We start from the raw sequence: 25,048 nt of genomic DNA on the forward strand, positions 1-25,048 counted from the left end.
GCCGACAGGGCTCACATATCGACAATGCTCAACATCTAAAACTTAACAAATCATGTCGAATTTTCAATTTCAGCTGCCTGGCTTAATTAGTAATGGCTCTCTCAGAGATTTGATCTTTTTACTTTCGCTAAGCGCTGTGCCCGTGGTAACCCCTACAGATGTAGGGTCGCATTTGGCTAGTCTTTAGAGCTAACGTAATTACCTGCAATCGCTGGCGCTTTATGATTGATAGCGATATTGCATGAGGATAGGTAGGTTTTAGTCAACAAGGTAAAGGCGTGGCCGTTCATCGGGTTCGGAATAGAAGTGATCAATTATGACAAAAAGGATGCAGCTGTCTGATTTACAGGAATGTTTTATAAATTTTGAAACCGAAAAGCTGGAAGGATGCAGCGTTGTTTACTTGAACGAAACACTAGCCGATGGCAAATCTTCGGAAGCTATTCTTGACGCTTACAGCTATGTTGTGAGGCCTCACTCAATGCCCTCCCGCGGCCAATCCTCAGTCAAAATATTTATGGCCGAGCGCTATGGTGGCGACGGCATACTCAGTAATGGCGGCGGAGGACGCTGCGGTTTCGATGGTTTATGGCAACTCAAAGGGCTGGGACCCAATCAATTGGTTGGCAAAGATGTCGATGCAGGTCATGGCGATGGCAATTTATCCCTAGACACGGCTATTTATGAGTCTATCTGGTCCGAAATCATAAGCGCCACACTTCCCTTCGGTGCCATTCGAACCGTCGCCGTCTTGGACACTGGACGCTCGTATGAAGAGCAAGGGTTTGCAACTCCCCGCGGACTATTGGTTCGCCAGCCTGTCGTGCGCCCAGCTCATTTTATTAGGGCTATATATTTTGAAGAAAAGCAGCTAAACAGGCTAAGTAAGGATGCCCATAGGGTTAAAACTGCAATAGCGAAATTGGTTGATTTCCTGCCAAGTGCAGGCGTTGCGTCAACAGCTAGCAGTATGAGCGAACGCTTGGAATTTGGACTTCTTGAGCTTGCAGCGAGATTTGCAGAGCAATTTGCTGCGGCCAAGGCGAAGCACATTATTCATTACAATGTGAGCGCATCGAATCTCTCACTCGATGGGGCTTGGCTGGACTTGAGCGGCACCCGTTTGTTCACCCATCTTATTGAAGACTATCGAGATGACATTGACAGGTTCAACACTGAATATTTTCCTGCAGTCGAAAGCTTACAGAGCCTGTGTTATTACTTGAGTAAATACTCTGTAATTACCGTTGAAGAATCTACACATATTCTAGAAAAAACAATCAATCACTTTACCCAGACATACGACAAGCAGTTGAACCTGTATCAGGTAGCACAGGTAGGATTCCCTTTATGGATACTACGAGTGCTAGTGGGCAGCGCGGAGCTCATAAACTTTTTCGGTAGTCTGCGTAAGTTTTTGGCGCTCGATGATTTTACGGTCAATGAAATTACCCTAGTGGGAGGCTGGAACGGTTATGAGCGCTGGACTGCGCGGCTGTTCAATGAGTTACTGTCAAGCAGGGTTAATGCTTCGGACGCAAATTTATCATGGCTAAGTACGGACGCCACAGCGATCAGCCAATTGCTATCAAGTTATAATAAATTGCTTGACCTAGCCTCTCAGATCGCCAAAGAACAACATATTAATCTGCGAAATTTCTATCGCTGCATGTTAATAAACATAACTCGACTCAATCGTAGTCATAGTCTGCTGCACCATATTAAAGGACGAATTGAACGCATCAGAATCAGCGTACAAACAGATAAAAAGACAGCCTATAAAACACTTTCAGAAGAGGCTTCGCTTACTGCAAGGTTAAACCTTGGCAACGAACAGGGGCGATGTATTCCGTTCTGGTTGAGCAGCGCACTATCCATCTGGTTTGATCCAACATCAGGCATATTTACGTTGCAAGGGGTTGTTAGCCGCTCACTGTCGATCGATGCCCTTGTTGAGCTCAGTGAACATCAGGTGGATGTAAACACTGCACTTGGCTTTTACCGTGGAGCTTGGAGTAGTTTAAATGAAAAAACAATTTAGCCTTTCTACAGATATCGAGACGATTTAAACAAAACTCTTGGCTTGAATCCCCAAAGGGTCAAGCTGCATTTATGGTTCCTTTCTTCGTTGGTGTTGTACTTCTGTATACAAAGTCGTTTTTCCTTGAGTAGCAGGCTGACCTGCGAAAACGACAATTGCCATACTCTAGGGGAATGCCGCGTGATTGGATATAGACAAGGCCATACCTTTTTGCCGTGCTACGTTGGATTGATTAATGAAAAAAATTTCTGAGCTTTATACTAGCTTCCGAGTTGACCGCTCACCGAACAGGGCAAAACTTATTGGTTTTGCTTGCCTGATCATTTTCATGTGCAGGCATTACTCTCTTTTTCAGATTATGACCTTGCGACTCTGGATAGTCCCCGCTATAGATCACAAACAGATTTTATTTTTTTTCGATAACACCGACACACCTATTGGTTATGTGAGTTGGGCTCACTTAGCTCCAGACAGCGAACTGCGTCTACTACAAGACCCTAGCTTCTTACTTCACACGTCCGAATGGAATGAAGGGGGTAAAACATGGATTGTTGACTTTTGCTTTCCTTTAGGCGGCACAGCTGAGGCGATTAAACATCTGAAAAAACATTTCCGAGAACATGGAATCGATAAAGTTTTTTGGGGCCGTCAAAACAGAGATTACTCAGTCAGAAGAATCGGAAGCTACTCCATTGCCATGGAGAAGTATGGCGCGTCATGAAATTTGGCACATGAATATTAGTTATTTGTAATGTAAGGGTGTTGCAACGAACTAAACAGTCATCGGTTAGGGGGATTGTGCCCCTCAAGCGCACTGCGAACACAGTATCTATTGATGTTGAAAAATTAAGATTTTTGCAATAGCTGAAAAAATTCAAACGCTGCACAAGTAAAAAGCTGACTATTACCAACCCTTAAAAAGGAAAATTTTGTCATGAGAAAGTTATCCAATATTGAAATATCGCAAATTTCAGGCGCCGACGGCTCAGGTACCACTTTTGCAGGAAACGTAGGAGCTACTTTGGGCGCTGCCGCGGGCGCTGCTATAGGGGGTAGAGTGGGGATGAGTACGCCGGGCGCCGCAATTGGGAGTGGGGTGGGGGCTCTGGCAGGAGAAGCAGTTTATAATTCTGGAAAAAATGCAGTCAACTCTTGGAATCCAAGTGCCTTTCAGGGATCTTCTTTTTTTCCTCAAGCGCCCTTTGGTGGTGGTGGTGGTGGTGGTAAGTAACTAAACCAGAACTCTGCTGGACGTACCTTGGCTGAGGTGCGACTACGTCCAGTAGACTTAAAATTATAAGAGAGCTTGGCAGTGAGATTGAATTCATGATTAAGGACGCTTTGAAAAGATTCAAGATAAGAGACCAATTATCAGCAGATTTTTTGAAGCTTCTTTCATTGGCAGAAAAAACTGTATTGGCTTTTATGTTAATAGTTTTAGTTTTTGTTTTTATGGAAAAAATCGGTCTAACAGACACATTTTTGGTTGGAGCCGTTATAGGTGGAACTATAGGTTTTTTAACCATAACTGCAAAAAAAATGTATCACAACGAAGCATTTTCCGAGCTAAGAATCTATGCTGACATAAAGCAAGACATGCTGAAGAGCGCAATACTCACCATTGATTATTCAGAAAAAAAAGATGGAGTGTATTATCCAAAAAAAAGGATTTTTAGTATTTTTTACTGTTGCAAGTCTGAAGCAATCACACACAAGACTCAAAATGGAATCCACATATTTACGGGACCGCACAATAGACTATTAAAACTTTCAAATATCATATTGCAAGGACCTAAACTGAGCACAACATAGAAACCTTCATGACCGGCTGACAAGCGATGATAGGCCATGTACTCGAGAGCCTACCGCAAGCTATTTAGGTAGAAAAACTCGAGGCCTTACTGCCGTGGAACTGCTCCCCAACTATCTCGCGCCAAATGCCCACATCGTTTGTTTGCCATGTGTGGTTATGGGTGCTCAAAACAATTAAAAGCCTTAACCTTCACAAGCTATCAAAGCATTCTTATTTATCCCATCTACCGTTATTACAGCGCAAATACGCGCAAAACGTATACCTATTCACACTTAAAACTCAGTAACTTAGGAGCACCTCCCTTGATAGAGCATTTTAATATTATAGAATTTTTTAATACTTTTGGCTGGACGATGATCATTTTAACCTTGACCAAGCTCATTCTATTCTCTCTAAAAAAATCAATGGCTTTGAGATCCCACAAAATGTCAATGCAGTTTTTTGTCCCATTCGTCATTTGCACAGCACTAATGTGCGCGCGAATTATACCTATCTTTTAAATATCTAAATTCAAAAATTAACGCGACCCTGGAAGCGAAGAGGGAGTCCTTCTATCAAAAATGTTTTTCGTTCCCAGTAACACCAAGAAGTTTAAAGAGCCAACAGCGTCAGCAGTGCTGACACTATTGGAGATTGAGTGACGCTGAGTCCGATAGGGACGCCTTTGAACGGGGTTTTGTCTGTGTGAAAATGATCAGGTCATGCGATCAGGGAATTGTCGCGCCAGTGGAGCGACTTTTTCATGACCTTGACCCGAAAGGCCGCATCGCGAGCAGGCTCGCTCCCACAGGAGTCGAGGTTGATCACACTATCTGTAGCTTACACACCCCCAATGTGGACACAAGTGAGCTTGCTCGCGAAAGCGGTCTATCTGGCGACGTTGGCTGTATCGCCGTCTTCGCGGGCAAGCCTCGCTCCTACAAGGAGGTCGGCGTATGTCTGAAAGATATCGGTCGGCTGTCAGGCTGTCTTCATTGAAATTATCGGAAACTTCCTGCATCCCAGAGCGCCATGTATTCAGTGGCGGGCATGCGCCAGCAAATAAGCTGCACACACTCTCACCCTCACTGCCTGGGAAATTATTTCTTTCACGAGTACGCACATGAAAAACTATCCAGCACTTGCTTTTGCAACACTGATATTTGCGACGGGCCAAGCTGACGCAGCATGCACTTCCCTCCAAAATACCTATAGCGGCACAGTTCCTGCCAACTCGTATGTCATTGCACAGGGACCGTTCACTATTACCGGCGCAAACGGATGTCGATAAGCTAACATTTCATCGACAATTAGAGCCCAGGGTTTTGGCTCTCCTCCAAGCTTATATATTGACAGGCTGGATGGATCTATCTGGACCCAGGTCGATAGTGGCAACCGCAATAATGCTTCGGCGCTCGGGCGACTGGGCACTTACAGAGTTCGCCATGTGAATAATCTCGACGTGGCCAGAGATTACTCCGGCACCACACGCTACGGCCGTTAAGCAGCACTCGGGCGCCGGTAGACTCAGGCTTTAACGTTGATTGACAGATCACCTTGAGATGAATTGGCAAAATAAGTGAGTGCGCCTATGGCGTGATTCACGCGCAACAGGCCCTTGGTTATGTCATGAAAGCCCTTTGCTGACTCCGACTTGCCAAGTATTTGTCGTGCCTCAAGCATTTCCTTGAACATGGCTACGGCATTAAACTTCACATTTTTCTCAGTTTGATGGCCAGATTCATCAGTCGCCATATTTCCTGAAATAAAAAAAATCCACCATGTACTCACCTATCAAACCGTTGTGATAGAGCATGCTACCGATCTTTGCGAGTTCGTTGGTGCTGACGGATGTGAAATCATATCCCTTCAGTGAATTTCTCAACTCATCAACTGAAAATCCGCCGTCAAATTTCAGCGCAGCAGTCGCCTCAGTAATACTTTTCTTTGCAAACGCGCTTTCTGTCTCGTGGGGAGTCTTGATGACATAGGCAGCTGCTTTCTCTTACCGACCTCCCTTGGATTTTATTCGCAAGCTAGATATCGACCCTAAACTTTCATTCTTGAGAATTACGCCTATGTAGCTGCTTGCAAAGATGTTGCAAGTTATATCAGAGAGGCACTACGCACGATTGCCTGCATGAACCAATAACCGCATATTCAGCCGCAACCCCTTTCCAGTATTCCCCGCCCAAAGCCGCCCACCCTGGCGCTGCACCGCATTCCTCGCGATGCTCAACCCCTATCCAAACCCACCGGCCGCGAACCATCGAGCCGGATGCACATCGAAGACTTGCTGGCGCGCAATGGCCAACCCTTCCTGGCCGTTCTGGCACCAGGTCACCTGAAAACCGCAGCGCCCCAGATGCTCATGGACATAAGCACCGAGCACCGGATCGTCTTCGATGGAGAGGATGCGGGGATGACCAACAGAGATGGGAGTCATGAGTATCTGCAAATAATTCTCAGTTGCCGACTGTTCAAGATTGCCTCGCCAGGGGCAACCCAAGGTTGGTTCCCCGAGCCCAAAGCACTGAACTTACCGACGAATAACGACATCAATTTTACGAAGATTGCCCGCATGCAAATCGCTACACTGCGCAGGTGGCGCGTGCCGGACGCATGTGCAGGTCAATAAACAGCTGGATGCGGGAGAGATGCGTGCTCAAGAAACTGGGAATTAAAGGCCGCGTGCTGTTGCTGACCCTGTTACCGACCACCCTGATGGCACTGGTCCTGGGCGGCTATTTCACCTGGATGCAGCAATCGGACCTGCAATCGCAACTCATGCAGCGCGGCGAAATGATTGCCGAACAGCTGGCACCGCTGGTGGCCCCGGCCATGGGTCGCAAAGACAATGACCTGCTGGAACGCATCGCCACTCAGTTCCTGGAACAGACCGATGTACGCGCGGTGACTTTCCTCGCTCCCGACCGCACTCAACTGGCCCATGCCGGCCCGACCATGCTCAATTCGGCGCCTCTGGGCAGCGGTTCACAGCTGCTGCGCCGCAGTGGCAATGACGCCACGCGCTATCTGCTGCCCGTGTTCGGCAAGCACCGCAATCTGGCGGGCGACCTGATCCCCGATGAAGCCGACCGCCTGCTGGGTTGGGTCGAACTCGAACTGTCACACAGTGGCATGTTGCTGCGCGGTTACCGCAGTCTGTTCGCCAGCCTGCTGCTGATCGGCGGTGGCCTGGTCGGTGCGGCGCTGCTGGCGTTGCGCATGGGCCGGACCATCAACCGGCCATTGAGCCAGATCAAACAAGCCGTGGCACAGCTCAAGGACGGCCATCTGGAAACCCGCCTGCCGCCCCTCGGCAGCCAGGAGCTGGATGAACTGGCGTCCGGCATCAACCGAATGGCCGGAACCCTGCAGAACGCTCAGGAAGAATTGCAAAACAGCGTCGACCAAGCCACCGAAGACGTGCGTCAGAACCTGGAAACCATCGAGATCCAGAACATCGAGCTGGACCTTGCGCGCAAGGAAGCCCTGGAGGCGAGCCGGATCAAGTCCGAGTTCCTGGCCAACATGAGCCATGAAATCCGCACACCGCTCAACGGCATTCTCGGCTTTACCCATTTGCTGCAAAAAAGTGAATTGACCCCGCGCCAGCTCGACTATCTGGGCACCATCGAAAAATCCGCGGACAGCCTGCTGGGGATCATCAACGAGATTCTCGACTTCTCGAAAATCGAGGCCGGCAAACTGGTACTCGACCATATTCCGTTCAACCTGCGCGATCTGCTGCAAGACACCTTGAACATCCTCGCCCCGGCCGCCCATGCCAAAGAGCTTGAGCTTGTGAGCCTGGTTTATCGCGATACGCCACTGTCGCTGGTGGGCGATCCGCTGCGACTCAAGCAGATCCTCACTAACCTTGTGAGCAACGCGATCAAGTTCACCCGCGAAGGCACCATCGTCGCCCGCGCCATGCTCGAAGAAGAGTATGAAGACAGCGTGCAATTGCGCATCAGCATTCAGGACACCGGCATCGGTCTGTCGAATCAGGACGTGCGCGCCTTGTTCCAGGCCTTCAGCCAGGCCGATAACTCGCTGTCCCGGCAACCTGGCGGCACGGGCCTGGGGCTGGTGATTTCCAAACGACTGATCGAACAGATGGGTGGCGAGATCGGCGTCGACAGCACACCGGGCGAAGGCTCGGAATTCTGGATCAGCCTGAACCTGCCCAAAACCCGCGACGACGCCGAAGACCTGCCCGGCCCGCCCTTGCTCGGACAGCGGGTGGCGGTTCTGGAAAACCATGAGCTGGCCCGTCAGGCCTTGCAGCATCAACTGGAAGACTGCGGCCTGGCAGTCACGCCGTTCAACACCCTCGAAAGCCTGGCCAATGGCGTGACCGGTGCCCATCAGACCGATCAGGCCATCGGTCTGGCAGTGCTCGGCATCACCAGCAACGACATGCCGCCGGAGCGCCTCAACCAGCATATCTGGGATCTCGAACACCTGGGCTGCAGAGTGTTGGTGCTGTGCCCGACCACCGAACTGACGCTGTTCCACCTCTCGGTGCCCAACCCCCATAGCCAGCTGCAGTCCAAACCGGCCTGCACGCGCAAACTGCGTCGAGCCCTGTCCGACATGGTCAACCCGCGCCAGCAGCGCAGCGACCCCGGCGAGCCGCTTTCGAGTCGCGCACCGAAGGTCCTTTGCGTCGATGACAACCCGGCCAACCTGCTGCTGGTGCAAACCCTGCTCGAAGACATGGGCGCCAAGGTGCTCGCGGTGGAAAGCGGTTACGCCGCAGTCAAGGCCGTACAGAACGAAACCTTTGACCTGGTGCTGATGGATGTCCAGATGCCCGGCATGGATGGTCGCCAAAGCACCGAAGCCATTCGTCAATGGGAAAGCGAACGGCATTGCACACCACTGCCGATCGTCGCCCTCACTGCCCACGCGATGGCCAACGAAAAACGCGCCTTGCTGCAAAGCGGCATGGATGATTACCTGACCAAACCCATCAGTGAACGGCAACTGGCACAGGTGGTGTTGAAATGGACCGGTCTGGCGTTGCGCAATCTGGGGCCGGAGCGCTCCAGCGAAAGCAGCAACGATAATGACTTGCAGGTACTTGATCACGACGAAGGCCTGCGCCTGGCGGCGGGCAAGGCCGATCTGGCGGCAGATATGCTGGCAATGCTGCTGGCTTCCCTGGAAGCCGATCGCGAGGCCATCCGCGTCGCCCGAGAAGCCAATGACCAGAATGCGCTGATCGAGCGAGTCCATCGCCTGCATGGGGCGACCCGTTATTGCGGCGTCCCGCAACTGCGCGCTGCCTGTCAGCGCAGCGAAACCCTGCTCAAGCAACAGGACCCGAAAGCCCCCGGCGCGCTGGAAGATCTCGAACGAGCCATCAATCGCCTGGCAGCCCATGCGCGCATCAATGCCTGATGCAGCGCAATAACATGGAGTGCCTGGAAGGCTAAGCTCAAATACATTCTGTGTAGCAGCTGCCGAAGGCTGCTACAGGATTTGAGACTTCCAGGAGGACAGCATGCGCACGATTCTTTTCAGCAGCCAGACCTACGACCGCGACAGTTTTCTGGGCGCAGACCTGCCCGCCGGCATCGAGCTATTTTTTCAGCCAGCGCGACTGAGCCTCGACACGGCGGCGCTGGCGGAACATTACGACGTGGTCTGCGCCTTCATCAATGATGACCTCAGTGCTCCGGTACTCGAACGCCTGGCCGCGGGCGGCACACGCATGATCGCCCTGCGCTCGGCCGGTTACAACCATGTCGATCTGGCGGTAGCCAAGCGTCTGGGGCTGGCGATCGTGCGGGTTCCGTCCTACTCGCCTCACGCGGTGGCCGAACACGCGGTGGCGCTAATTCTGGCGCTCAACCGACGCCTGCACCGTGCCTACAACCGTACCCGCGAGGGCGACTTCAGCTTGCACGGGCTGACTGGTTTCGACCTTGTGGGCAAAACCGTCGGCGTGGTCGGCACCGGGCAGATCGGCGCGACCTTCGCGAAAATCATGAACGGCTTCGGCTGCCGGTTGCTGGCCTATGATCCCTACCCGAACCCGCAAGTCGAAGCGCTCGGCGCGCGCTACCTCAGCTTGCCGCAATTGCTGGCCGAGTCGCAGATCATCAGCTTGCATTGCCCGCTCAACGAACAGAGCAAACACTTGATCAACCGCGAATCACTGGCGCACATGCAGCCCGGCACGATGCTGATCAATACCGGGCGTGGCGGTCTGGTGGACACGCCGGCGCTGATCGACGCGTTGAAGGACGGCCAATTGGGCTATCTGGGGCTGGATGTGTATGAAGAGGAGGCGCAGCTGTTCTTCGAGGATCGCTCCGATTTGCCGCTGCAGGACGATGTACTGGCGCGCCTGCTGACCTTTCCGAATGTCATCATCACCGCGCACCAAGCCTTCCTTACGCGCGAGGCCCTGGGAGCAATTGCCGCGACCACCCTGCAGAACATCGCAGCCTGGGCGGCCGGTTCGCCACAGAATCAGGTCGAGAGCTGATCGCTCAGGACTTGGACAAAAGGATCATCAGGGTCATTTGAACCAGATCGAAGGTCACATGCCCGCGCCATGCTGCGTTCATGCCCGTGCTAGCATATCGCGCATATTTGGAGGACCCATGGTCGAACACGATTTCCGCTATAGCCTGATGAACCCGCAACACACCCTCACCGAATGCCGTGCCCTTGTGCCGGGGCGTTATCAAGTCACCGGCAACGGCGGCTCGATTCGTAATAACGACGTGCTGGTAGTGACCCTTAAAGGCAGCAAGGACTTGTCCATGCGCCTGACGGTCGAAACGGTTCGCCACTTGATCAACCCGCCGGGCCAATGGGTCGCGGTGGCCAGTGGTCCGGTGTTCGGCGAACTGGCGATTCACACCTGGAAAGTCAACTGCGACAGCTGCGCCAAAGAGCTGAGCTTTGAGTTCGCGGTCGACGCCAAGCTGGGCAACAAGGCCGAAAAACCGGCGGCCACTGCACGGATTGCCGAGCTGGGCTGGGCCACTGTTGCCGACAAGCACCTGTGCAAGAAGTGCCAGGAGCCTGCGTGATGAAACGCCTTGCTCTGAGCGCCCTGGCCGGCGCCAGCCTGTTGGGCTGCGCCGCCGAACCTGTGCAATTGCAACACAACCGCAGCTACATTCTGGAATGGATCGGTGAGCGTCCGCTGATGGACTACAGCCATCTGACCATCACCCTTGATGAGGACGGTCGGGCCTACGGCAATGGCGGCTGCAATCACTGGTTCGCGTCGTATACCCTGCAAGGCGACAAGCTGAGCTTCGGCAAGATCGGCAGCACCCGCAAAATGTGTGCGCCAGCGTTGATGGAACAGGAAAAACGCTTCCTGCAGGCGCTGGAAAACGTCCAGCGCTGGGACGTTTCACCCATCGACCAGATGCGCTTCTGGCCGGCGCAAGGCAAACCGTTGCGTTGGTGGCTTGAAGAGGGTTGATCATCAGCCCCGAAAAGATCGCAGCCTCGCCAGGGCTCGACAGCTCCTACATGGATTGCCGAACATCTTGTAGGAGCTGTCGAGCCCTGGCGAGGCTGCGATCTTTTGCTTTTAGTTCTTGGTCTGCAACGCCTCAAGCCTCGCCATCACCCCCGCCGCCGTCTGCTCGCCCATCAACTGCTCCCGCACCTTGCCCTTGTCATCAATGATGTAAGTCACCGGCAACGCTTCACTGCGCGGCAACTCAAAAAGATCGGCCGGGTCCTGGGCCAGCACGGTGAAGGCGATCCCCAGTTTCTCGCTGGCGCTTTTCAGCTCTTCACCCTGCACATTGTCGAAGTTGACCCCGAACACCCCGATCTTCTTGCCCTTGAGCTGCTCGGCCAGCGCGTTCAACTCGGGAATCTCGGTACGACACGGGCCACACCATTCGGCCCAGTAATTGAGCACCAGCCATTGTTTGTCCAGACGTTCGGCGGCAACTTTATGGCCATTTTGGTCGGTGCCATAGTCGTTGCCGCAGCCCCCCAACAATAACGCCCCCATGATCGCCAATGCCGCTGCCAGTCGCCTTGTCATGTCTCGATCCTTGTCAAAAATAGAATGCACCTGCGACCCATCGCCTCCCAAGGTTCTGGATTACGCGCCGCCCAGTTAGAATAGCCGCCACCTCACGCAAGATGCGACCCGCACATGACCGATCTGACGCTTTATCACAACCCGCGCTGCTCGAAATCCCGCGGTGCGCTCGAACTCATCGAAGCCCGTGGCCTGACGCCAACGGTCGTCCGCTACCTGGAAACCCCGCTGGACGCCGCGCAAATCCAGAGCCTGCTGAGCAAGCTTGGTATCAGCGCCCGGCAATTGCTGCGCACCGGCGAGGACGAGTACAAAACCCTCAACCTGGCCGACAGCACCCTCGGCGAGGCGCAATTGATCGCTGCTATCGCCACGCACCCGAAACTCATGGAGCGGCCGATTCTCGAAGTCGGCGACAAAGCCATCATCGGCCGTCCGCCGGAGAATGTGCTGGAGTTGCTGCCGTGAGTGCCCCATACATTCTGGTGCTGTATTACAGCCGCAGCGGCTCGACCAATGAAATGGCCCGGCAGATTGCCCGGGGTGTCGAGCAAGCCGGCCTTGAAGCCCGATTGCGCACCGTGCCGGCGATTTCCACCGAGTGCGAAGCCGTGTCGCCGGACATTCCCGATGAAGGCGCGCTGTACGCCAGCCTCGACGACTTGAAAAACTGCGCCGGTCTGGCCCTTGGCAGCCCGACCCGGTTCGGCAACATGGCCGCACCGTTGAAGTACTTTCTCGATGGCACCAGCAATCTGTGGCTGACCGGCGCCCTGGTAGGCAAACCGGCCGGGGTCTTCACCTCCACCGCGAGCCTGCACGGCGGCCAGGAAACCACGCTGCTGTCGATGATGTTGCCGTTGCTACACCACGGCATGCTGATCACCGGCCTGCCTTACAGCGAGTCGGCGTTGCTGGAAACCCGTGGTGGCGGCACGCCTTACGGCGCCAGCCATCACGCCGGGGCCGATGGAAAAAGCGGTTTGAATGAACACGAAGTTGCGCTGTGCCGCGCCTTGGGCCTGCGGTTGGCGAAGACTGCGCAAAAGTTGGTGAGCTGAAATGGCCAAAAAGCCGAAGATTCTGCCTTCCATCGAATGGCTCGAACCACGAGTACGGGCGATGCGCGTCATCAGCCTGCTGTGCTTTTTCGGCCTGGTGGGGCTGCTCTGCGCCTACTACCTGATATTCGCCGACCTGCATGGCGCGCGGCCGTGGGTGATTCTGCTGATCGAACTGGTGCCACTCTTGTTGCTGGCGCCGGGGATGATCGTTGGCAGCGCCCGCGGGCATTCGTGGATGTGTTTTGTGGTGAACCTGTATTTCATGAAAGGCGCATTGGCCGCATATGACCCGAACCGGCAGCTGTTCGGTTTACTGGAGATGGGCGCGAGCCTGGCGGTGTTCTGCTCGGCAATGTTGTATGTGCGGTGGCGGTATCAATTGAACCGCAAGTTGGCGGGGGAAGGCGAGAGCAGCGTCGCCTGACAGGACGCCTTCGCGAGCAAGCCCGCTCCCACATTGGATCTTCAGTGGTCACATAATTTGTGAACACTCAAAAATCCCTGTGGGAGCGGGCTTGCTCGCGAAGGGATCGACTCGGTCTCAATGATTAACGGTATATGCCAGCATCATCGAAATCTGGCTCATCGGCCGCCCACCGCTCTCTTCGTGCCACTGGTTGAACGCATTCTGCACCGTGGCCATGTCCCTCAGACTAGTCGGGACCTTGTCGACGATCTTCTGCGCACTCAGCGCTGCTACCACGTCGTAGCTCGGCACGAACGTGTCCTTGCCGACCATGCGCAAGAATCGCGGCGCCGATAACCCGCCCAACTGATGCCCATGTTTTTTCAGGTAGGTCCACAAGCCGACAATATCGGTCACTGACCATTCGGCGATCAATGCGCCAAAACTGCCCTTTTCATGGGCCACGTCCAGAATGAACTGCGCATTGCGCGGCACGCTCTTTAATTTGCCCAGGTGGCGGATGATTCGCGCGTTCTGCATCAGTCGTTCCAGGTGTTCGGCGCTCATCAGCACGACTTTTTCCGGGTCGAACTTGAAGAACACTTCTTCGAACGCCGGCCACTTGGCATCCACCAGGCTGTGCTTGAGCCCGGCGCGAAATACCCGCAACGCCATGGTCGAGAGGTAGCGGTCGTCACTGATCTTGCGCAATTGCGCCGGGGTCTTGGGAACGGGCAGATGGGCTTCCAGTTCAGCCGCCGAACCGAAGCGGTTCAGACAGTATTCGTGCAGCCACTTGTAATCGCGCATGCCCCTCTCCTGAGGATTGAAACAGAAAACCTGTGGGAGCGGGCTTGCTCGCGAATGCGTAGTGTCAGTCAACGATAATGTCGGCTGACACTACGCATTCGCGAGCAAGCCCGCTCCCACACAATTTTGTTCAGAGATTTACTACGTTGACGAACCGCGATGCGGCGGTTTCATCGATGCGCAGGTTGGTGAAATCGAACAGGTTGCGGTCCGCCAGTTGCGACGGGATCACGTTCTGCAAGCTGCGGAAAATGCTTTCGGTACGGCCCGGGGTCTTGCGTTCCCACTCCTGCAGCATTTCTTTAACCACCTGGCGTTGCAGGTTTTCCTGGGAGCCGCAGAGGTTGCACGGGATGATCGGGAATTGCTTGAAGTCCGAGTAAGCCTGAATGTCTTTTTCGTTGCAGTAGGCCAGCGGGCGGATCACCACGTTGCGCCCGTCATCGGCGCGCAGCTTCGGCGGCATGGCCTTGAGCGAGCCGTTGAAGAACATGTTGAGAAAGAACGTCTCGACGATGTCGTCGCGGTGGTGACCGAGGGCCATTTTGGTCGCACCGATTTCATCGGCAAAGGTGTAGAGCGTGCCGCGTCGCAGGCGCGAGCATAGCGAGCAGGTGGTCTTGCCTTCCGGAATCAGCTCCTTGACCACCGAGTAAGTGTCTTTTTCGACGATGTGGTACTCGATGCCCAGTTCTTTGAGGTAAGCCGGCAGCACGTGCTCGGGAAAGCCTGGCTGCTTCTGGTCCATGTTCACGGCCACGATGTCGAACTTGATCGGGGCGACCTTCTGCAAATGCAACAGCACATCGAGCATGGTGTAGCTGTCCTTGCCACCGGACAGGCAGACCATGACCTTGTCGCCATCTTCAATCATGTTGAAATCGGCGACAGCCTCACCCGCCTGGCGGCGAAGGCGCTTTTGCAGTTTGTTCTGGTTGACCGTAAGAGTGCCCATGACGCGAAATCCGTGAGGTGTGACGAAAGGCCGGCATTTTACGCAAAAACCCTTCAAGGGCGAAGAGCCCGGCGTATAGCAATCCCCGTAGGAGCTGCCGAAGGCTGCGATCTTTTGATTTTGGCTATTTCAGCAAGATCAAGATCAAAAGATCGCAGCCTTCGGCAGCTCCTACAAGATCCCGGGACATATCCAGGACTTTCAGCCAATTCAGCACTGCGAAGATCAACTTCCCAATGCATTAGCGCGATTAACAATAGTGTTTACAGCGCGATTTGCTCTAAGGCCCTCGCACTATTACGGGTAACTCCTTTCTATACTGCGGCATAAGGTCGCACACATATTCAGACCTGTACTTACCTGGCCACTTTGGCCCGTAAGCGCTCCGCTGGGGGGCGATGGCAACAACAAGAGGAGTGACTGGCATGATCCATCACGTAGTGGGGCTCTTCACCCACCCTGACCAGGAATGGAAAGAAATCCGTGGCGACCAGGAGGAAAGCATCAGCCACATGTACCTCACGCACACCCTGATTCTGGCGGCGATCCCTGCCGTGTCGGCGTTTATCGGCACCACGCAGGTGGGCTGGGTCATTGGTAACCGGGCGCCGGTGATGCTGACCATGGAAAGCGCGCTGTGGATGACCATCATGTCGTACCTGGCGATGCTCGGCGGTGTCGCGGTGATGGGCGCGTTTATCCACTGGATGGCTCGCACCTATGACGCCAATCCGAGCCTGGCACGTTGTGTCGCGTTCGCCACCTACACCGCGACGCCACTGTTCATCGGCGGCCTGGCGGCGCTGTACCCGCACTTGTGGCTGGGGATGATCGTCGGCACCGCGGCCGTTTGCTACACGGTGTACTTGCTGTATGTGGGCTTGCCAACGTTCATGAACATTCCGTCGGACGAGGGATTTCTATTTTCAAGCTCGGTGCTCGCCGTAGGACTGGTGGTGCTGGTGGCGATCATGGCGTTCACGGTGATTGTCTGGGGACTCGGCGTGGGGCCGGTCTATACGAATTAGCAACACCCCCACCAAAAACAAGATCTGCCAACACAGGCCGCCGCAAGGCGGCCTTCTATTCTCCAGGAAAGAGCAGGAGGTACGACCATTCGGCGCCTCGGCGATTCGCAAGTCCCGAGGGTTGCGGCATACTCGACGTCTCTGGAGATCCATCAAGCATGCCCGAGCAACTCAATACCCGCGTCGAAGACTGTTTTCAACAAGCCGAATCCTTTTTCAAACGACCTTTCAAACGCCCCGTGGTGAGCCTCAAGCTGCGCGGGCAAAAAGCCGGTGTCGCGCATTTGCACGAGAACCTGCTGCGTTTCAATCCGCAGCTGTACCGGGAAAATACCGAAGACTTCCTCAAGCAGACCGTGGCGCACGAAGTCGCGCACCTGATCGCCCATCAGTTGTTCGGCGACCGCATCCAGCCTCACGGCGAAGAGTGGCAACTGATCATGCGCGGTGTTTACGAACTGCCGCCCAACCGCTGCCACACTTACGACGTCAAACGCCGCAGCGTGACCCGCTACATCTACAAATGCCCCTGCCCCGACAGCGATTTCCCGTTTTCGGCACAGCGACATGGTCTGGTGAGACAGGGGCGGCGGTATTTGTGTCGGCGGTGCAGGAGCACATTGGTGTTCAGTGGCGAGATGCGGCTCGAGTAGCGGGATTTGTGGTGTTTGGGCCGGCCTCTTCGCGAGCAAGCCCGCTCCCACACTGGGCCTGCGTCGCGCCGAAGATCAAATGTGGGAGCGGGCTTGCTCGCGAAGGCGTCCTTACAATCACTACACAACCACCCTGGCCCGCCGCAATTCCTCGATCCGCTCAACACTGAACCCCAACTCCCCCAACACCTGATCGGTATGCGCTCCCAGCGTCGCGCCAATATGCCGAGGCTCAGGCAACCCATCCGAAAACTTCAATGGGCAGGCCATCTGCGCTTGAGTCGAACCATCGCCCCTCGGCACCTCAGTCACCAATTCTCGCGCTTTCAACTGCGGATGCCGCACCGCTTCGCTCAGGCTCAACACCGGCTCGACGCAGGCATCGACCCCGGCGAACAGTTCACACAACTGGGCAAAGGCGTATTTTTCGAATTCAACTTTCAACGCCTCCTTGAGCGCCTGTTGCCGGGCCGGCTCGGGTGACAGCCCCTGGACCGCCAGTTCCGGCCGGCCCAGCGCCGCGCAGAGTTGCTGCATGAACGCCGGTTCCAGACTGCCCACCGACAACCAGCGTCCATCGCGTGAACGGTAATAGTCGTAAAAGCTGCCGCCATTGAGCATCTGCTCTTCCCTGCCCGGCTCCACCCCACAGGCCAGGTACCCGGCACCGGCCATGGCATTCAAGCTGAAGGCGCAGTCGGTCATGCTCACATCCAGATGCTGCCCCTGCCCGGTCTGCTGTCGCGCGATCACCGCCGCCAGCAGGCCGATCACCCCATGCAGCGAGCCGCCCGCGACATCCGCCACCTGCATGCCCAACGGCACTGGGCCGCTGTCGGCGCGACCGGTGTAGCTCGAAAGCCCCGCCAACGCCAGGTAGTTAATGTCGTGCCCCGCACGATCTTTGTAGGGGCCGGTCTGGCCATACCCGGTGATCGACACATAAATCAGCTTCGGATTGATCGCTTTCAAGGCTTCATACCCCAAACCCAACCGGTCCATCACGCCGGGACGAAACTGCTCCAGCACGATGTCGTGGTCCTGCAGCAATTGCTGGATCACCTCCAGCGCTTCGGGTTGCTTGAGGTCCAGCGCCAGGCTGCGCTTATTGCGATTGAGGTAGGCGTGGCTGGCCGACACGCCTTGATCATGCGGCGGCAATACTCGCAGCAGGTCCATGCGGGTCGGCGATTCGATGCGCAGCACCTCGGCGCCCATGTCTGCCAGCAGCAACGAGGCGAACGGCCCCGGCAGCAATGTCGAGAAATCCAGAACCTTGAGTGATGCCAGTGGACCGAGCATAAGCGTTCTCCAATGCGATTCCTCAAGCCTAGGCAGACCCGGACATTGCAGCAATCACCTTATGTGTCAGTGGCGGTGACCGTTATGCTCAAATCGCAGATAAGAAAAAACCCGCCGAAGCGGGTTTTTCAGTGCAGTCTACAGGTGTTGAAGCGCTTACTTGACGCTAGCCGGAGCCGGGCCTTCAGCCACACCCAGGTCGTCTACTTCACGCTCGTCGGAGATACCGCGACCGCCGGAAGCCAGCTCGACTTGCAGCGTGTCTTCGTCCAGCTCGTTGACCCACTTGGCGACCACGAGGGTAGCCACGGCGTTACCCACAAGGTTGGTCAGCGCACGGGCTTCGGACATGAAGCGGTCGATACCCAGGATCAGCGCCAGGCCGGCAACCGGCAAGTGGCCGACGGCAGACAGGGTAGCGGCCAACACGATGAAGCCACTGCCGGTCACGCCCGCAGCACCTTTGGAGGACAACAGCAGCACCAGCAGCAAGGTGATCTGGGCAGTGAGGTCCATCGGCGTATCAGTCGCCTGAGCAATGAACACAGCCGCCATGGTCAGGTAGATCGAAGTACCGTCGAGGTTGAACGAGTAGCCAGTCGGGATCACCAGACCCACAACCGATTTCTGCGCACCCAGGCGTTCCATCTTGATCAGCATGCGTGGCAGCGCGGATTCCGAAGAGGAAGTGCCCAGCACGATCAGCAGTTCTTCACGGATGTAGCGAATCAGTTTGATCACGCTGAAACCGTGCGCGCGGCAGATGGCGCCCAGAACCAGAACCACGAACAGGATGCAGGTGATGTAGAAGCAGATCATCAGCTGACCGAGTTGCACCAGCGAACCGACACCGTAGGCACCGATGGTGAAGGCCATCGCACCGAACGCGCCGACTGGAGCGAGCTTCATGATCATGTTGATGATGTTGAACATCACGTGAGCGAAGCGATCGATGAAGTCCAGCACCGGTTTGCCGTAGGCACCCAGGCGATGCAGGGCGAAACCGAAGATCACCGAAAACATCAGCACTTGCAGGATGTCACCGTTGGCGAAGGCGCCGACGATGGTGTTCGGGATCACGTTGAGGATAAAGGCAATGATGCTCTGGTCTTTACCGGCCGAGATGAAGCCAGCGATTTTGCTGGTGTCCAGGGTCGTCACGTCGATGTGCATGCCGGCGCCCGGTTGCACGACGTTGACCACGACCAGACCGATCAGCAAGGCAATGGTGGAGACGATTTCGAAGTACAGCAGCGCATAGCCGCCGGTCTTGCCGACCGATTTCATGTTCTGCATGCCGGCGATACCACTGACAACAGTACAGAAGATGATCGGCGCGATGACCATTTTGATCAGTTTGATGAACCCGTCACCCAACGGCTTGAGGGCTACACCAGTCTGCGGGTAGAAGTGACCGAGCAGGATGCCGATAGCGATGGCAACGATCACCTGGAAGTACAGGGATTTATACAGTGGCTGACGAGTCGTCATTGTAAGTTCCTCAAGAGTGCCTCAGTAACAACATCCATCTGTTGCCCCTGACACCTCAATTGCGAACCCTCCTGCACTGGAGGGATTTGTTTTGTCGAGCTGCACGCCGGCAGACCTCTGCGGCTTGTATCGCAAGCGCCGTGCCACCTTCGAAAAAAACCCCGCCAGCCTTGTGACATCAAGGGTTACAGGTTTTTTGGAGTCACTGACCCGCCACAACGATGTGGCGGATTTCCGCCCATCAGCCAAACCTCGTCCTGCAATTTGGCGGATATCCGCCTTGTTCATTCTCGACAGGCACCGCTACCATCCATTGCTCAGTGGACGGACCTGCCCCCTATGCGCGAACGCACCATCGCCAGCCATTTCGCCCGTGCCGCCCTCGGTGGCGCGCGTCGGCGTGGCTACGACTATTGGAGTCTGTTGCAGCAACTGGGGATCAGCCCCGAGCTGCTCGAGGAGCCGCGCGCCCGAATCGCGCCCGAGCAGTTCGCCCGATTGATCCAGGGGCTGTGGCTGGCCCTGGACGACGAATACCTGGGCTTCGGGCAGGCGCCGAGCAAACCCGGCAGCTTCGCGATGATGTGCCATGCGGTGATTCACTGCCGCACGCTGGAGAAAGCGCTCAATCGCGGCTTATTGTTTTACAGCCTGTTCCCCGGCGCGCCGCGTCTGACGCTGAGCCGCGAAGGCGAGATGGTTCGCCTGAGCCTGGACGATTCGCCGCTGTGGGATCCGGACCACTTCCTCAGCGAAAGCCTGCTGGTGATCTGGCATCGGTTCGGCAGTTGGCTGATCGGCCAGCGCATTCGTCTGGAACAGGCCACATTCAGCTACCCGAGGCCCGAACACGGGGCCGAATACGACTTGCTGTTTTCCTGCCCGCTGAGCTTTGCCACCGTAAAGAGCACGACGGCGCAAAGCAGTCTGCTGTTTCACAGTCGCTACCTGAACATGCCACTGTTGCAGGACGAACGAACCCTCAAGCACTTTCTCGAGCGCTCACCCGCCGACCTGCTATCGCGCCCCGACGAAGGCGACAGCCTGAGCAGCCAGTTGCGGCGCTTGCTCAGCCGCGACAGCGCGCGCTGGCCAGACCTGGAAGCCGTGGCCGCGCACCTGCACATCAGCCCGCAAACCTTGCGCCGGCATTTGCGTGAAGAAGGCACGAGTTTTCAGGAGTTGAAGGACCAGTTACGGCGGGACATCGCGATTTATCACCTGGGGCGCGCGGATCTGTCGTTGCAACAGATTGCCGAGCAGCTGGGGTTTTCCGAGCCGTCGGCGTTTCACCGGGCGTTCAAGAAGTGGACGGGGTTGACGCCGGGGGCCTATCGCGCTCAGGAGAACTGAGTTCTAGCGCTTTTTTTGATGTACTCACTGGCCCCTTCGCGAGCAAGCCCGCTCCCACAGGGGATCTGCTGCGAACACATCATTTGTGAACGCCAGCAATCCAATGTGGGAGCGGGCTTGCTCGGGTAGAGGCCCGGAAGAACACCGCAAAACCATGCAACAAGCCAAGCTTTTGTGGCGAGGGGGCTTGCCCCCGTTCGGCTGCGAAGCAGTCGTAAAACCGGTATATGCGGAGTACCTGAAAACATGCGGTTGCAGGTTTTGGGGTCGCTTCGCAACCCAACGGGGGCAAGCCCCCTCGCCACAGCAAGCCCCCTCGCCACAGGTTCTTCGCTAGCCTCGCGGATCGAGGTTATCCAGCACCCGGTTGACGGCCAACTCACCAAGCATGACCACCGATTGAATCCCCAACATCATGTTGCGATGTGGCGTGTCCATCAATCCGGCGAACTCACTGAGCATCATGCTCGCTGACGCCAGGGATTCGCAGGCGTTGACTAGCAGGGTTTCGTTATCGACTTCGGTGCCGACATGGTAAATGGTGCTTGGTTTGCGCTTGGTGTCTTTGGGGATGGGGGGCTTGAGGTAATGGTCGAGGGCGCGGTCGGCGGCTTCGTTGAGTTTTTTCGAATCAAGGGATTCGTAGGGGGATGTCGGATCGGTTTCAGATGGGTTGGGTGTAGGTTTGAACATGGCGAAACTCCGTGGTTGATTGAGCCGCCACGACCTATCGCTAAACAAGTAAAGGTGGCGGCTGTACGCAGGTTAGCGATCCGGGTCACAGAAACCCCGGGTAGACTCGAAGGTCTCCCACGCACAGCCACCATTACGCGAATTGCAGGCACTAAAACTGCAATCAAAACTTGGGCGCTTTTGCGTCTGTGTATGGGATCGGATCGCTAAACCCGATCGCTGATTCGTCAGCGACCCGCAAACGATAGAACCCACGCCCCAGGCGCACAAGCCGGCGGATTCTGGCGTAGTCGTAGGCAGCGACGCAAGGATGTGTAGCCTGGGAGAGTATCTGGAAGTGTCGTTTAAACAGTGCTTGTTTAGCGGTCTGACACTGAGCTTTGTGGTGGATTGGCGGGCCCCTTCGCGAGCAAGCCCGCTCCCACATTAAACCGAATCGTTGCTAAGAACGCGGTCAACTGTGGGAGCGGGCTTGCTCGCGAAGGGGCCCGAGAGAACACCCTCCAACTTCCAGTCAAACCACCGGAAAATGAACCCGGAACGCCGCCCCGCCCATTGGCGAATCCCCCAGCGTCAGCTTGGCGCTGTAGCTTTCGATGATGTCCTTGACCACCGCCAACCCGATCCCCTGCCCCGGATGCTGCCGATCCAGCCGTTCGCCCCGCTGCAAAATCCGCGCGCGCTGATCCGGTGGCACGCCCGGGCCGTCATCTTCAACGCACAACTCAATGCCACTGAGGGTTTCACGCACGCTGATGCGCACTTCGCCGAGGCACAGGCGATAGGCGTTTTCCAGCAGGTTGCCCATCATTTCCAGCAAGGCGCCTTGTTCGATCGGCACATAACACTGATCGGGCAGATCGAAAGCGACCCGCACCTGTTTGTCGCGGTAGACCTTGTCCAGCGTATCGCAGAGGCTTCGCAGCACCGGGCGCAGGCGTACCTGATGACGCACCAGCCCGCTTTTGCGCAGGCTGGCGCGTTGCAGTTGATAGCCGATCTGCTGGCTCATGCGTTCGATCTGGGTTTGCAGCACCCAGGCCTGTTCGCGCTCTTGCGGCTTTTGCGCCATGTCTTCGCTGACCCCTTGCAAAACTGTCAGCGGGGTTTTCAGGCTGTGGGCCAGGTCGTCGAGGGAGTCACGATAACGGCTGCGCTGCTCACGCTCGCTGTGCAACAAGCGGTTAAGCGAACCGGTCAGGCGCAGCAATTCCCGCGGGTGTTGTTCGCTAAGGCTTTCCCGGGTGCCGCTTTCGATCTGGTCCAGCTCCTGGCTCAGCCGGCGCAACGCCTGCAAGCCCCAGGTCAGGCCAATCCACAGCAAAGCGAGCAATACCAGCAAGGCTGCGCCAAAGCCCAGATAAAGATTTTCCCGCAGGCCTTCAAGGGTGATTTCGTATTCGCGCACCGGTTGCAGGGCGACGATGCTGAACGCCGCGCTTTGGCCACCGAGCAGTTTGACCTCGACGTCATAGACGAAGAACTCTTCCCCGTTGGCTTCGCGAATCCTTGCGAACTCGTTACCGCGTCCGTCGTAACGCGGTTTGTAGTTGATCTTCTCTTCCTGGGTAGCCTTCGAGCGCCAGACCAGGTGACCTTCGCGGTCATAGATGTAGCCGAGCAAACGGCTGTCGGTGAGGTTGAAGCGCTCGTCGGGCAGTTGCACTGGCATCTGCAAGCGGTTGTTATTCACCCGGGCAGCAGAGATCAGCGTGGTGACGTCCGACGCCAGGCGCTGCTCGATAGCGTCCTGCAACGCCAGGCTGAACGCGCCCTGCATCGCCGGCAGCAACGCCAGCATGAACAACACCGCCAAGGTCGTGGCGGCGAGCATCAGCCGGACGCGAAGGGAACGAATCAAGTGCAGCGCTCGTTAAACAGGTAGCCAAGACCACGCACGGTATCGATCGGTTTGAAGCCGGCCGGGCCTTCAAGTTTGCGGCGCAAGCGGCCGACCAGCACTTCGATCACATTCGGATCGCGCTCGCCGTCATCCGGATAGAGCTGCTCCATCAAGCGGTCCTTGGCCACCACTTGCTGGTGATGGCGCATCAGGTACTCGAGGATCCGGTACTCGTAGGCGGTCAGCGCCAGCGGTTGTTCATCGAGAGATGCCTGCTTGCGGTTGAGGTCCAGCAACAGCGGCCCGGCAACGATGGTCGACTGGATGAAACCGCTGGAGCGGCGCAGCAAGGCATTGAGGCGAGCGTCCAGCTCTTCGAACTGGAACGGCTTGACCACGTAGTCGTCGGCACCGGCGGCGAGGCCTTCGACTTTGTCCTGCCAATTGCCGCGCGCGGTGAGGATCAGGATCGGAAAGGATTTGCCCCGGGAGCGCAACTGACGAATCAGGTCGAGCCCGCCCATGCCCGGCAGGCCGAGGTCGATCACCGCCAGATCATGGTTGAACTGCTCGGCCTGGTACAACGCTTCCTCGGCGTTGGCCACGGATTCGACCACGTGGCCACTATCGGTCAGGCGGGTTTGCAGGTGATGGCGCAACAGCGCTTCATCTTCGACGACCAGCAATTTCATAACGCTCTCCTGGGCAAATCAACATCTCCAAAGACATAACGCCGCGGAACATGTGGGAGCGGGCTTGCTCGCGAAGACGGTGGCACAGTCAACATTGATGCCACCTGACATACCGCTTTCGCGAGCAAGCCCGCTCCCACAGGGATTTCGCTTAACCACTGGCTTCGGCGCGTACCCTCATAAAACGCTTTTTAGAAAGCGTAGTTGGCGGACAGGTAGGTCTGGGCGCTGCTGGTCAAGTCCAGCGAACCCTGTTTGCTGCCGTCGCGCTCGCTCATCTCGGTGCTGGCGTTGCTGCGCAGGTAACGGTAACCCAGCTCGACCGAGGTGTTTTGCGTAACTTGCTGCAATACACCGACCTGGCCGCCAATGGCGTAACCGATGTCGCTGTCGCGGCTGAAGCCTGGCGAATCCTGGGTCAGTTTGGTCAAACCAGCCGTGGCACCGCCGAACAGTTTGGTGCTGCCGCCCACCGGGTAGAACAGATCGTAGCTGCCCAGCAGGTTTTCCTGACGCAGTTTAATGCCATTGTGCGAGCCCGATACGTTGTCGTAAGTGGCGTAGTAGCGGCCCTTGCTGTCTTGCTGGCCCAGACGCACGCCCCAGGTGTTGTCCTTGCCAATCACACCATCGGCGTTCGGGTGGTTGAGGTTGTCGTTCAGGGCGCTGGATTTTTTAACCTTGTCGCTGGTCTGGCCAAAGGTCAGGCCGGCGAAATTGGTGGTGTCGGCGTGGGCTGCCACACTGGCGCCCATCATGGTGAAAGCCAGAAGCAGTTTTTTAAAAGTAGTCATTGGGGAGTTTCCTCATGCGCTATGTGCTTTTTGGGTACGAGGCAAGGTTACTGCCCCCTCCCTGTACTGCCCCTGAACGCACTCTGAACC

Annotated in this window: 24 protein-coding genes and 2 pseudogenes; 14 read left to right on the plus strand and 12 right to left on the minus strand. The window is 56.1% G+C overall.

Going from position 1 to position 25,048, the window contains the following annotated elements:
- Nucleotides 1-328 precede the first annotated feature (328 nt).
- From ABH909_RS24550 to ABH909_RS24565, 4 genes are all read left to right on the plus strand, one after another.
- Entirely contained in the window at nucleotides 329-2,041 is a 1,713-nt protein-coding gene (locus tag ABH909_RS24550; RefSeq protein WP_429438044.1) for a hypothetical protein, read from the plus strand.
- A 235-nt stretch (nucleotides 2,042-2,276) separates the two neighbouring features.
- Complete coding sequence (locus ABH909_RS24555) at nucleotides 2,277-2,762, plus strand: toxin-activating lysine-acyltransferase (protein WP_429438047.1); 486 nt, start codon at nucleotides 2,277-2,279, stop codon at nucleotides 2,760-2,762.
- A gap of 213 nt (nucleotides 2,763-2,975) precedes the next feature.
- Nucleotides 2,976-3,272 carry a glycine zipper domain-containing protein gene (locus ABH909_RS24560; protein ID WP_429438050.1) on the plus strand — a complete coding sequence of 99 codons (297 nt, stop codon included), beginning with the start codon at nucleotides 2,976-2,978 and terminating at the stop codon, nucleotides 3,270-3,272.
- 95 nt (nucleotides 3,273-3,367) lie between these two features.
- Nucleotides 3,368-3,853 (plus strand): hypothetical protein, encoded by a 486-nt coding sequence (locus tag ABH909_RS24565; protein WP_429438052.1) that lies wholly within the window; start codon nucleotides 3,368-3,370, stop codon nucleotides 3,851-3,853.
- Between the two features lie 1,507 nt (nucleotides 3,854-5,360).
- Here ABH909_RS24565 and ABH909_RS24570 read toward each other — a convergent pair.
- The 3 genes and pseudogenes from ABH909_RS24570 to ABH909_RS24580 all read right to left on the minus strand — a co-directional run.
- Nucleotides 5,361-5,624 (minus strand): hypothetical protein, encoded by a 264-nt coding sequence (locus tag ABH909_RS24570; RefSeq protein ID WP_429438055.1) that lies wholly within the window; start codon nucleotides 5,622-5,624, stop codon nucleotides 5,361-5,363.
- A gap of 331 nt (nucleotides 5,625-5,955) precedes the next feature.
- Nucleotides 5,956-6,113, minus strand: a pseudogene (locus ABH909_RS24575) (two-component sensor histidine kinase); the annotation flags it as partial.
- Nucleotide 6,114: 1 nt separating this feature from the next.
- A pseudogene (locus ABH909_RS24580) lies at nucleotides 6,115-6,279 on the minus strand (DNA-binding response regulator); the annotation flags it as partial.
- 215 nt (nucleotides 6,280-6,494) lie between these two features.
- Here ABH909_RS24580 and ABH909_RS24585 point away from each other — a divergent pair.
- The 4 genes from ABH909_RS24585 (at nucleotide 6,495) to ABH909_RS24600 (ending at nucleotide 11,295) form a co-directional block, all read left to right on the plus strand.
- Nucleotides 6,495-9,245: a response regulator gene (locus ABH909_RS24585; RefSeq protein WP_429438058.1), complete on the plus strand. Its 2,751-nt coding sequence runs from the start codon at nucleotides 6,495-6,497 to the stop codon at nucleotides 9,243-9,245.
- Between the two features lie 103 nt (nucleotides 9,246-9,348).
- The gene (locus tag ABH909_RS24590; RefSeq protein ID WP_429438061.1) at nucleotides 9,349-10,338 is read left to right on the plus strand and encodes a 2-hydroxyacid dehydrogenase; all 990 of its coding nucleotides are present in this window, start codon (nucleotides 9,349-9,351) and stop codon (nucleotides 10,336-10,338) included.
- Nucleotides 10,339-10,456: 118 nt separating this feature from the next.
- Nucleotides 10,457-10,891 carry a hypothetical protein gene (locus ABH909_RS24595; RefSeq protein WP_007899088.1) on the plus strand — a complete coding sequence of 145 codons (435 nt, stop codon included), beginning with the start codon at nucleotides 10,457-10,459 and terminating at the stop codon, nucleotides 10,889-10,891.
- Nucleotides 10,891-11,295, plus strand: a complete 405-nt coding sequence (locus ABH909_RS24600; protein ID WP_429438064.1) for an META domain-containing protein — start codon at nucleotides 10,891-10,893, stop codon at nucleotides 11,293-11,295. Before ABH909_RS24595 ends, ABH909_RS24600 begins: the two co-directional genes overlap by 1 nt.
- Before the next feature lie 111 nt (nucleotides 11,296-11,406).
- On the opposite strand, the gene ABH909_RS24605 is transcribed toward ABH909_RS24600, so the two are convergent.
- Nucleotides 11,407-11,874, minus strand: coding sequence for a TlpA family protein disulfide reductase (locus ABH909_RS24605; protein WP_429438067.1), 468 nt, complete (start codon nucleotides 11,872-11,874; stop codon nucleotides 11,407-11,409).
- Nucleotides 11,875-11,988: 114 nt separating this feature from the next.
- Here ABH909_RS24605 and arsC point away from each other — a divergent pair, with 114 nt between their 5' ends.
- From arsC to ABH909_RS24620, 3 genes are read left to right on the plus strand one after another with little or no spacing between them, the layout of a single operon-like run.
- Nucleotides 11,989-12,342, plus strand: coding sequence for an arsenate reductase (glutaredoxin) (gene arsC, locus ABH909_RS24610; RefSeq protein WP_123495884.1), 354 nt, complete (start codon nucleotides 11,989-11,991; stop codon nucleotides 12,340-12,342).
- Nucleotides 12,339-12,935, plus strand: coding sequence for an NAD(P)H:quinone oxidoreductase (gene wrbA / locus ABH909_RS24615; RefSeq protein ID WP_095634377.1), 597 nt, complete (start codon nucleotides 12,339-12,341; stop codon nucleotides 12,933-12,935). The genes arsC and wrbA overlap by 4 nt, the downstream gene beginning before the upstream one ends.
- A gap of 1 nt (nucleotide 12,936) precedes the next feature.
- Nucleotides 12,937-13,362 (plus strand): DUF2069 domain-containing protein, encoded by a 426-nt coding sequence (locus tag ABH909_RS24620; RefSeq protein ID WP_429438070.1) that lies wholly within the window; start codon nucleotides 12,937-12,939, stop codon nucleotides 13,360-13,362.
- Nucleotides 13,363-13,479: 117 nt separating this feature from the next.
- Here ABH909_RS24620 and ABH909_RS24625 read toward each other — a convergent pair whose 3' ends face one another.
- Both ABH909_RS24625 and ttcA read right to left on the minus strand, forming a co-directional pair.
- The gene (locus ABH909_RS24625) at nucleotides 13,480-14,154 is read right to left on the minus strand and encodes a DNA-3-methyladenine glycosylase I (protein ID WP_429438073.1); all 675 of its coding nucleotides are present in this window, start codon (nucleotides 14,152-14,154) and stop codon (nucleotides 13,480-13,482) included.
- Between the two features lie 130 nt (nucleotides 14,155-14,284).
- Nucleotides 14,285-15,109, minus strand: a complete 825-nt coding sequence (gene ttcA / locus ABH909_RS24630) for a tRNA 2-thiocytidine(32) synthetase TtcA (protein ID WP_429438075.1) — start codon at nucleotides 15,107-15,109, stop codon at nucleotides 14,285-14,287.
- 425 nt (nucleotides 15,110-15,534) lie between these two features.
- Here ttcA and ABH909_RS24635 point away from each other — a divergent pair, with 425 nt between their 5' ends.
- Both ABH909_RS24635 and ABH909_RS24640 read left to right on the plus strand, forming a co-directional pair.
- Entirely contained in the window at nucleotides 15,535-16,137 is a 603-nt protein-coding gene (locus ABH909_RS24635; protein ID WP_095634373.1) for a Yip1 family protein, read from the plus strand.
- A gap of 158 nt (nucleotides 16,138-16,295) precedes the next feature.
- Entirely contained in the window at nucleotides 16,296-16,790 is a 495-nt protein-coding gene (locus tag ABH909_RS24640) for a SprT family zinc-dependent metalloprotease (protein ID WP_429438077.1), read from the plus strand.
- 120 nt (nucleotides 16,791-16,910) lie between these two features.
- Here the strand turns inward: ABH909_RS24640 and ABH909_RS24645 are convergent, their stop codons facing one another.
- Both ABH909_RS24645 and ABH909_RS24650 read right to left on the minus strand, forming a co-directional pair.
- Nucleotides 16,911-18,092 (minus strand): CaiB/BaiF CoA transferase family protein, encoded by a 1,182-nt coding sequence (locus ABH909_RS24645; RefSeq protein WP_429438080.1) that lies wholly within the window; start codon nucleotides 18,090-18,092, stop codon nucleotides 16,911-16,913.
- A 156-nt stretch (nucleotides 18,093-18,248) separates the two neighbouring features.
- Nucleotides 18,249-19,583, minus strand: a complete 1,335-nt coding sequence (locus ABH909_RS24650; RefSeq protein WP_429438083.1) for a dicarboxylate/amino acid:cation symporter — start codon at nucleotides 19,581-19,583, stop codon at nucleotides 18,249-18,251.
- Between the two features lie 339 nt (nucleotides 19,584-19,922).
- Here ABH909_RS24650 and ABH909_RS24655 point away from each other — a divergent pair, with 339 nt between their 5' ends.
- Nucleotides 19,923-20,936, plus strand: coding sequence for an AraC family transcriptional regulator (locus tag ABH909_RS24655; protein ID WP_429438085.1), 1,014 nt, complete (start codon nucleotides 19,923-19,925; stop codon nucleotides 20,934-20,936).
- Between the two features lie 333 nt (nucleotides 20,937-21,269).
- Here ABH909_RS24655 and ABH909_RS24660 read toward each other — a convergent pair whose 3' ends face one another.
- The 4 genes from ABH909_RS24660 to ABH909_RS24675 form a co-directional block, all read right to left on the minus strand.
- The gene (locus ABH909_RS24660; RefSeq protein ID WP_429438088.1) at nucleotides 21,270-21,629 is read right to left on the minus strand and encodes a DUF6124 family protein; all 360 of its coding nucleotides are present in this window, start codon (nucleotides 21,627-21,629) and stop codon (nucleotides 21,270-21,272) included.
- Between the two features lie 514 nt (nucleotides 21,630-22,143).
- Nucleotides 22,144-23,490: an ATP-binding protein gene (locus ABH909_RS24665; RefSeq protein WP_429438091.1), complete on the minus strand. Its 1,347-nt coding sequence runs from the start codon at nucleotides 23,488-23,490 to the stop codon at nucleotides 22,144-22,146.
- On the minus strand, nucleotides 23,487-24,164 hold the full coding sequence (locus ABH909_RS24670) for a response regulator (RefSeq protein WP_429438094.1): 678 nt from the start codon (nucleotides 24,162-24,164) through the stop codon (nucleotides 23,487-23,489). Before ABH909_RS24670 ends, ABH909_RS24665 begins: the two co-directional genes overlap by 4 nt.
- Before the next feature lie 191 nt (nucleotides 24,165-24,355).
- On the minus strand, nucleotides 24,356-24,958 hold the full coding sequence (locus tag ABH909_RS24675; RefSeq protein WP_429438097.1) for a hypothetical protein: 603 nt from the start codon (nucleotides 24,956-24,958) through the stop codon (nucleotides 24,356-24,358).
- Nucleotides 24,959-25,048 lie beyond the last annotated feature (90 nt).

The organism is Pseudomonas sp. BS3782 TE3695, assembly GCF_050435305.1.
Classification (GTDB): Bacteria; Pseudomonadota; Gammaproteobacteria; order Pseudomonadales; family Pseudomonadaceae; genus Aquipseudomonas.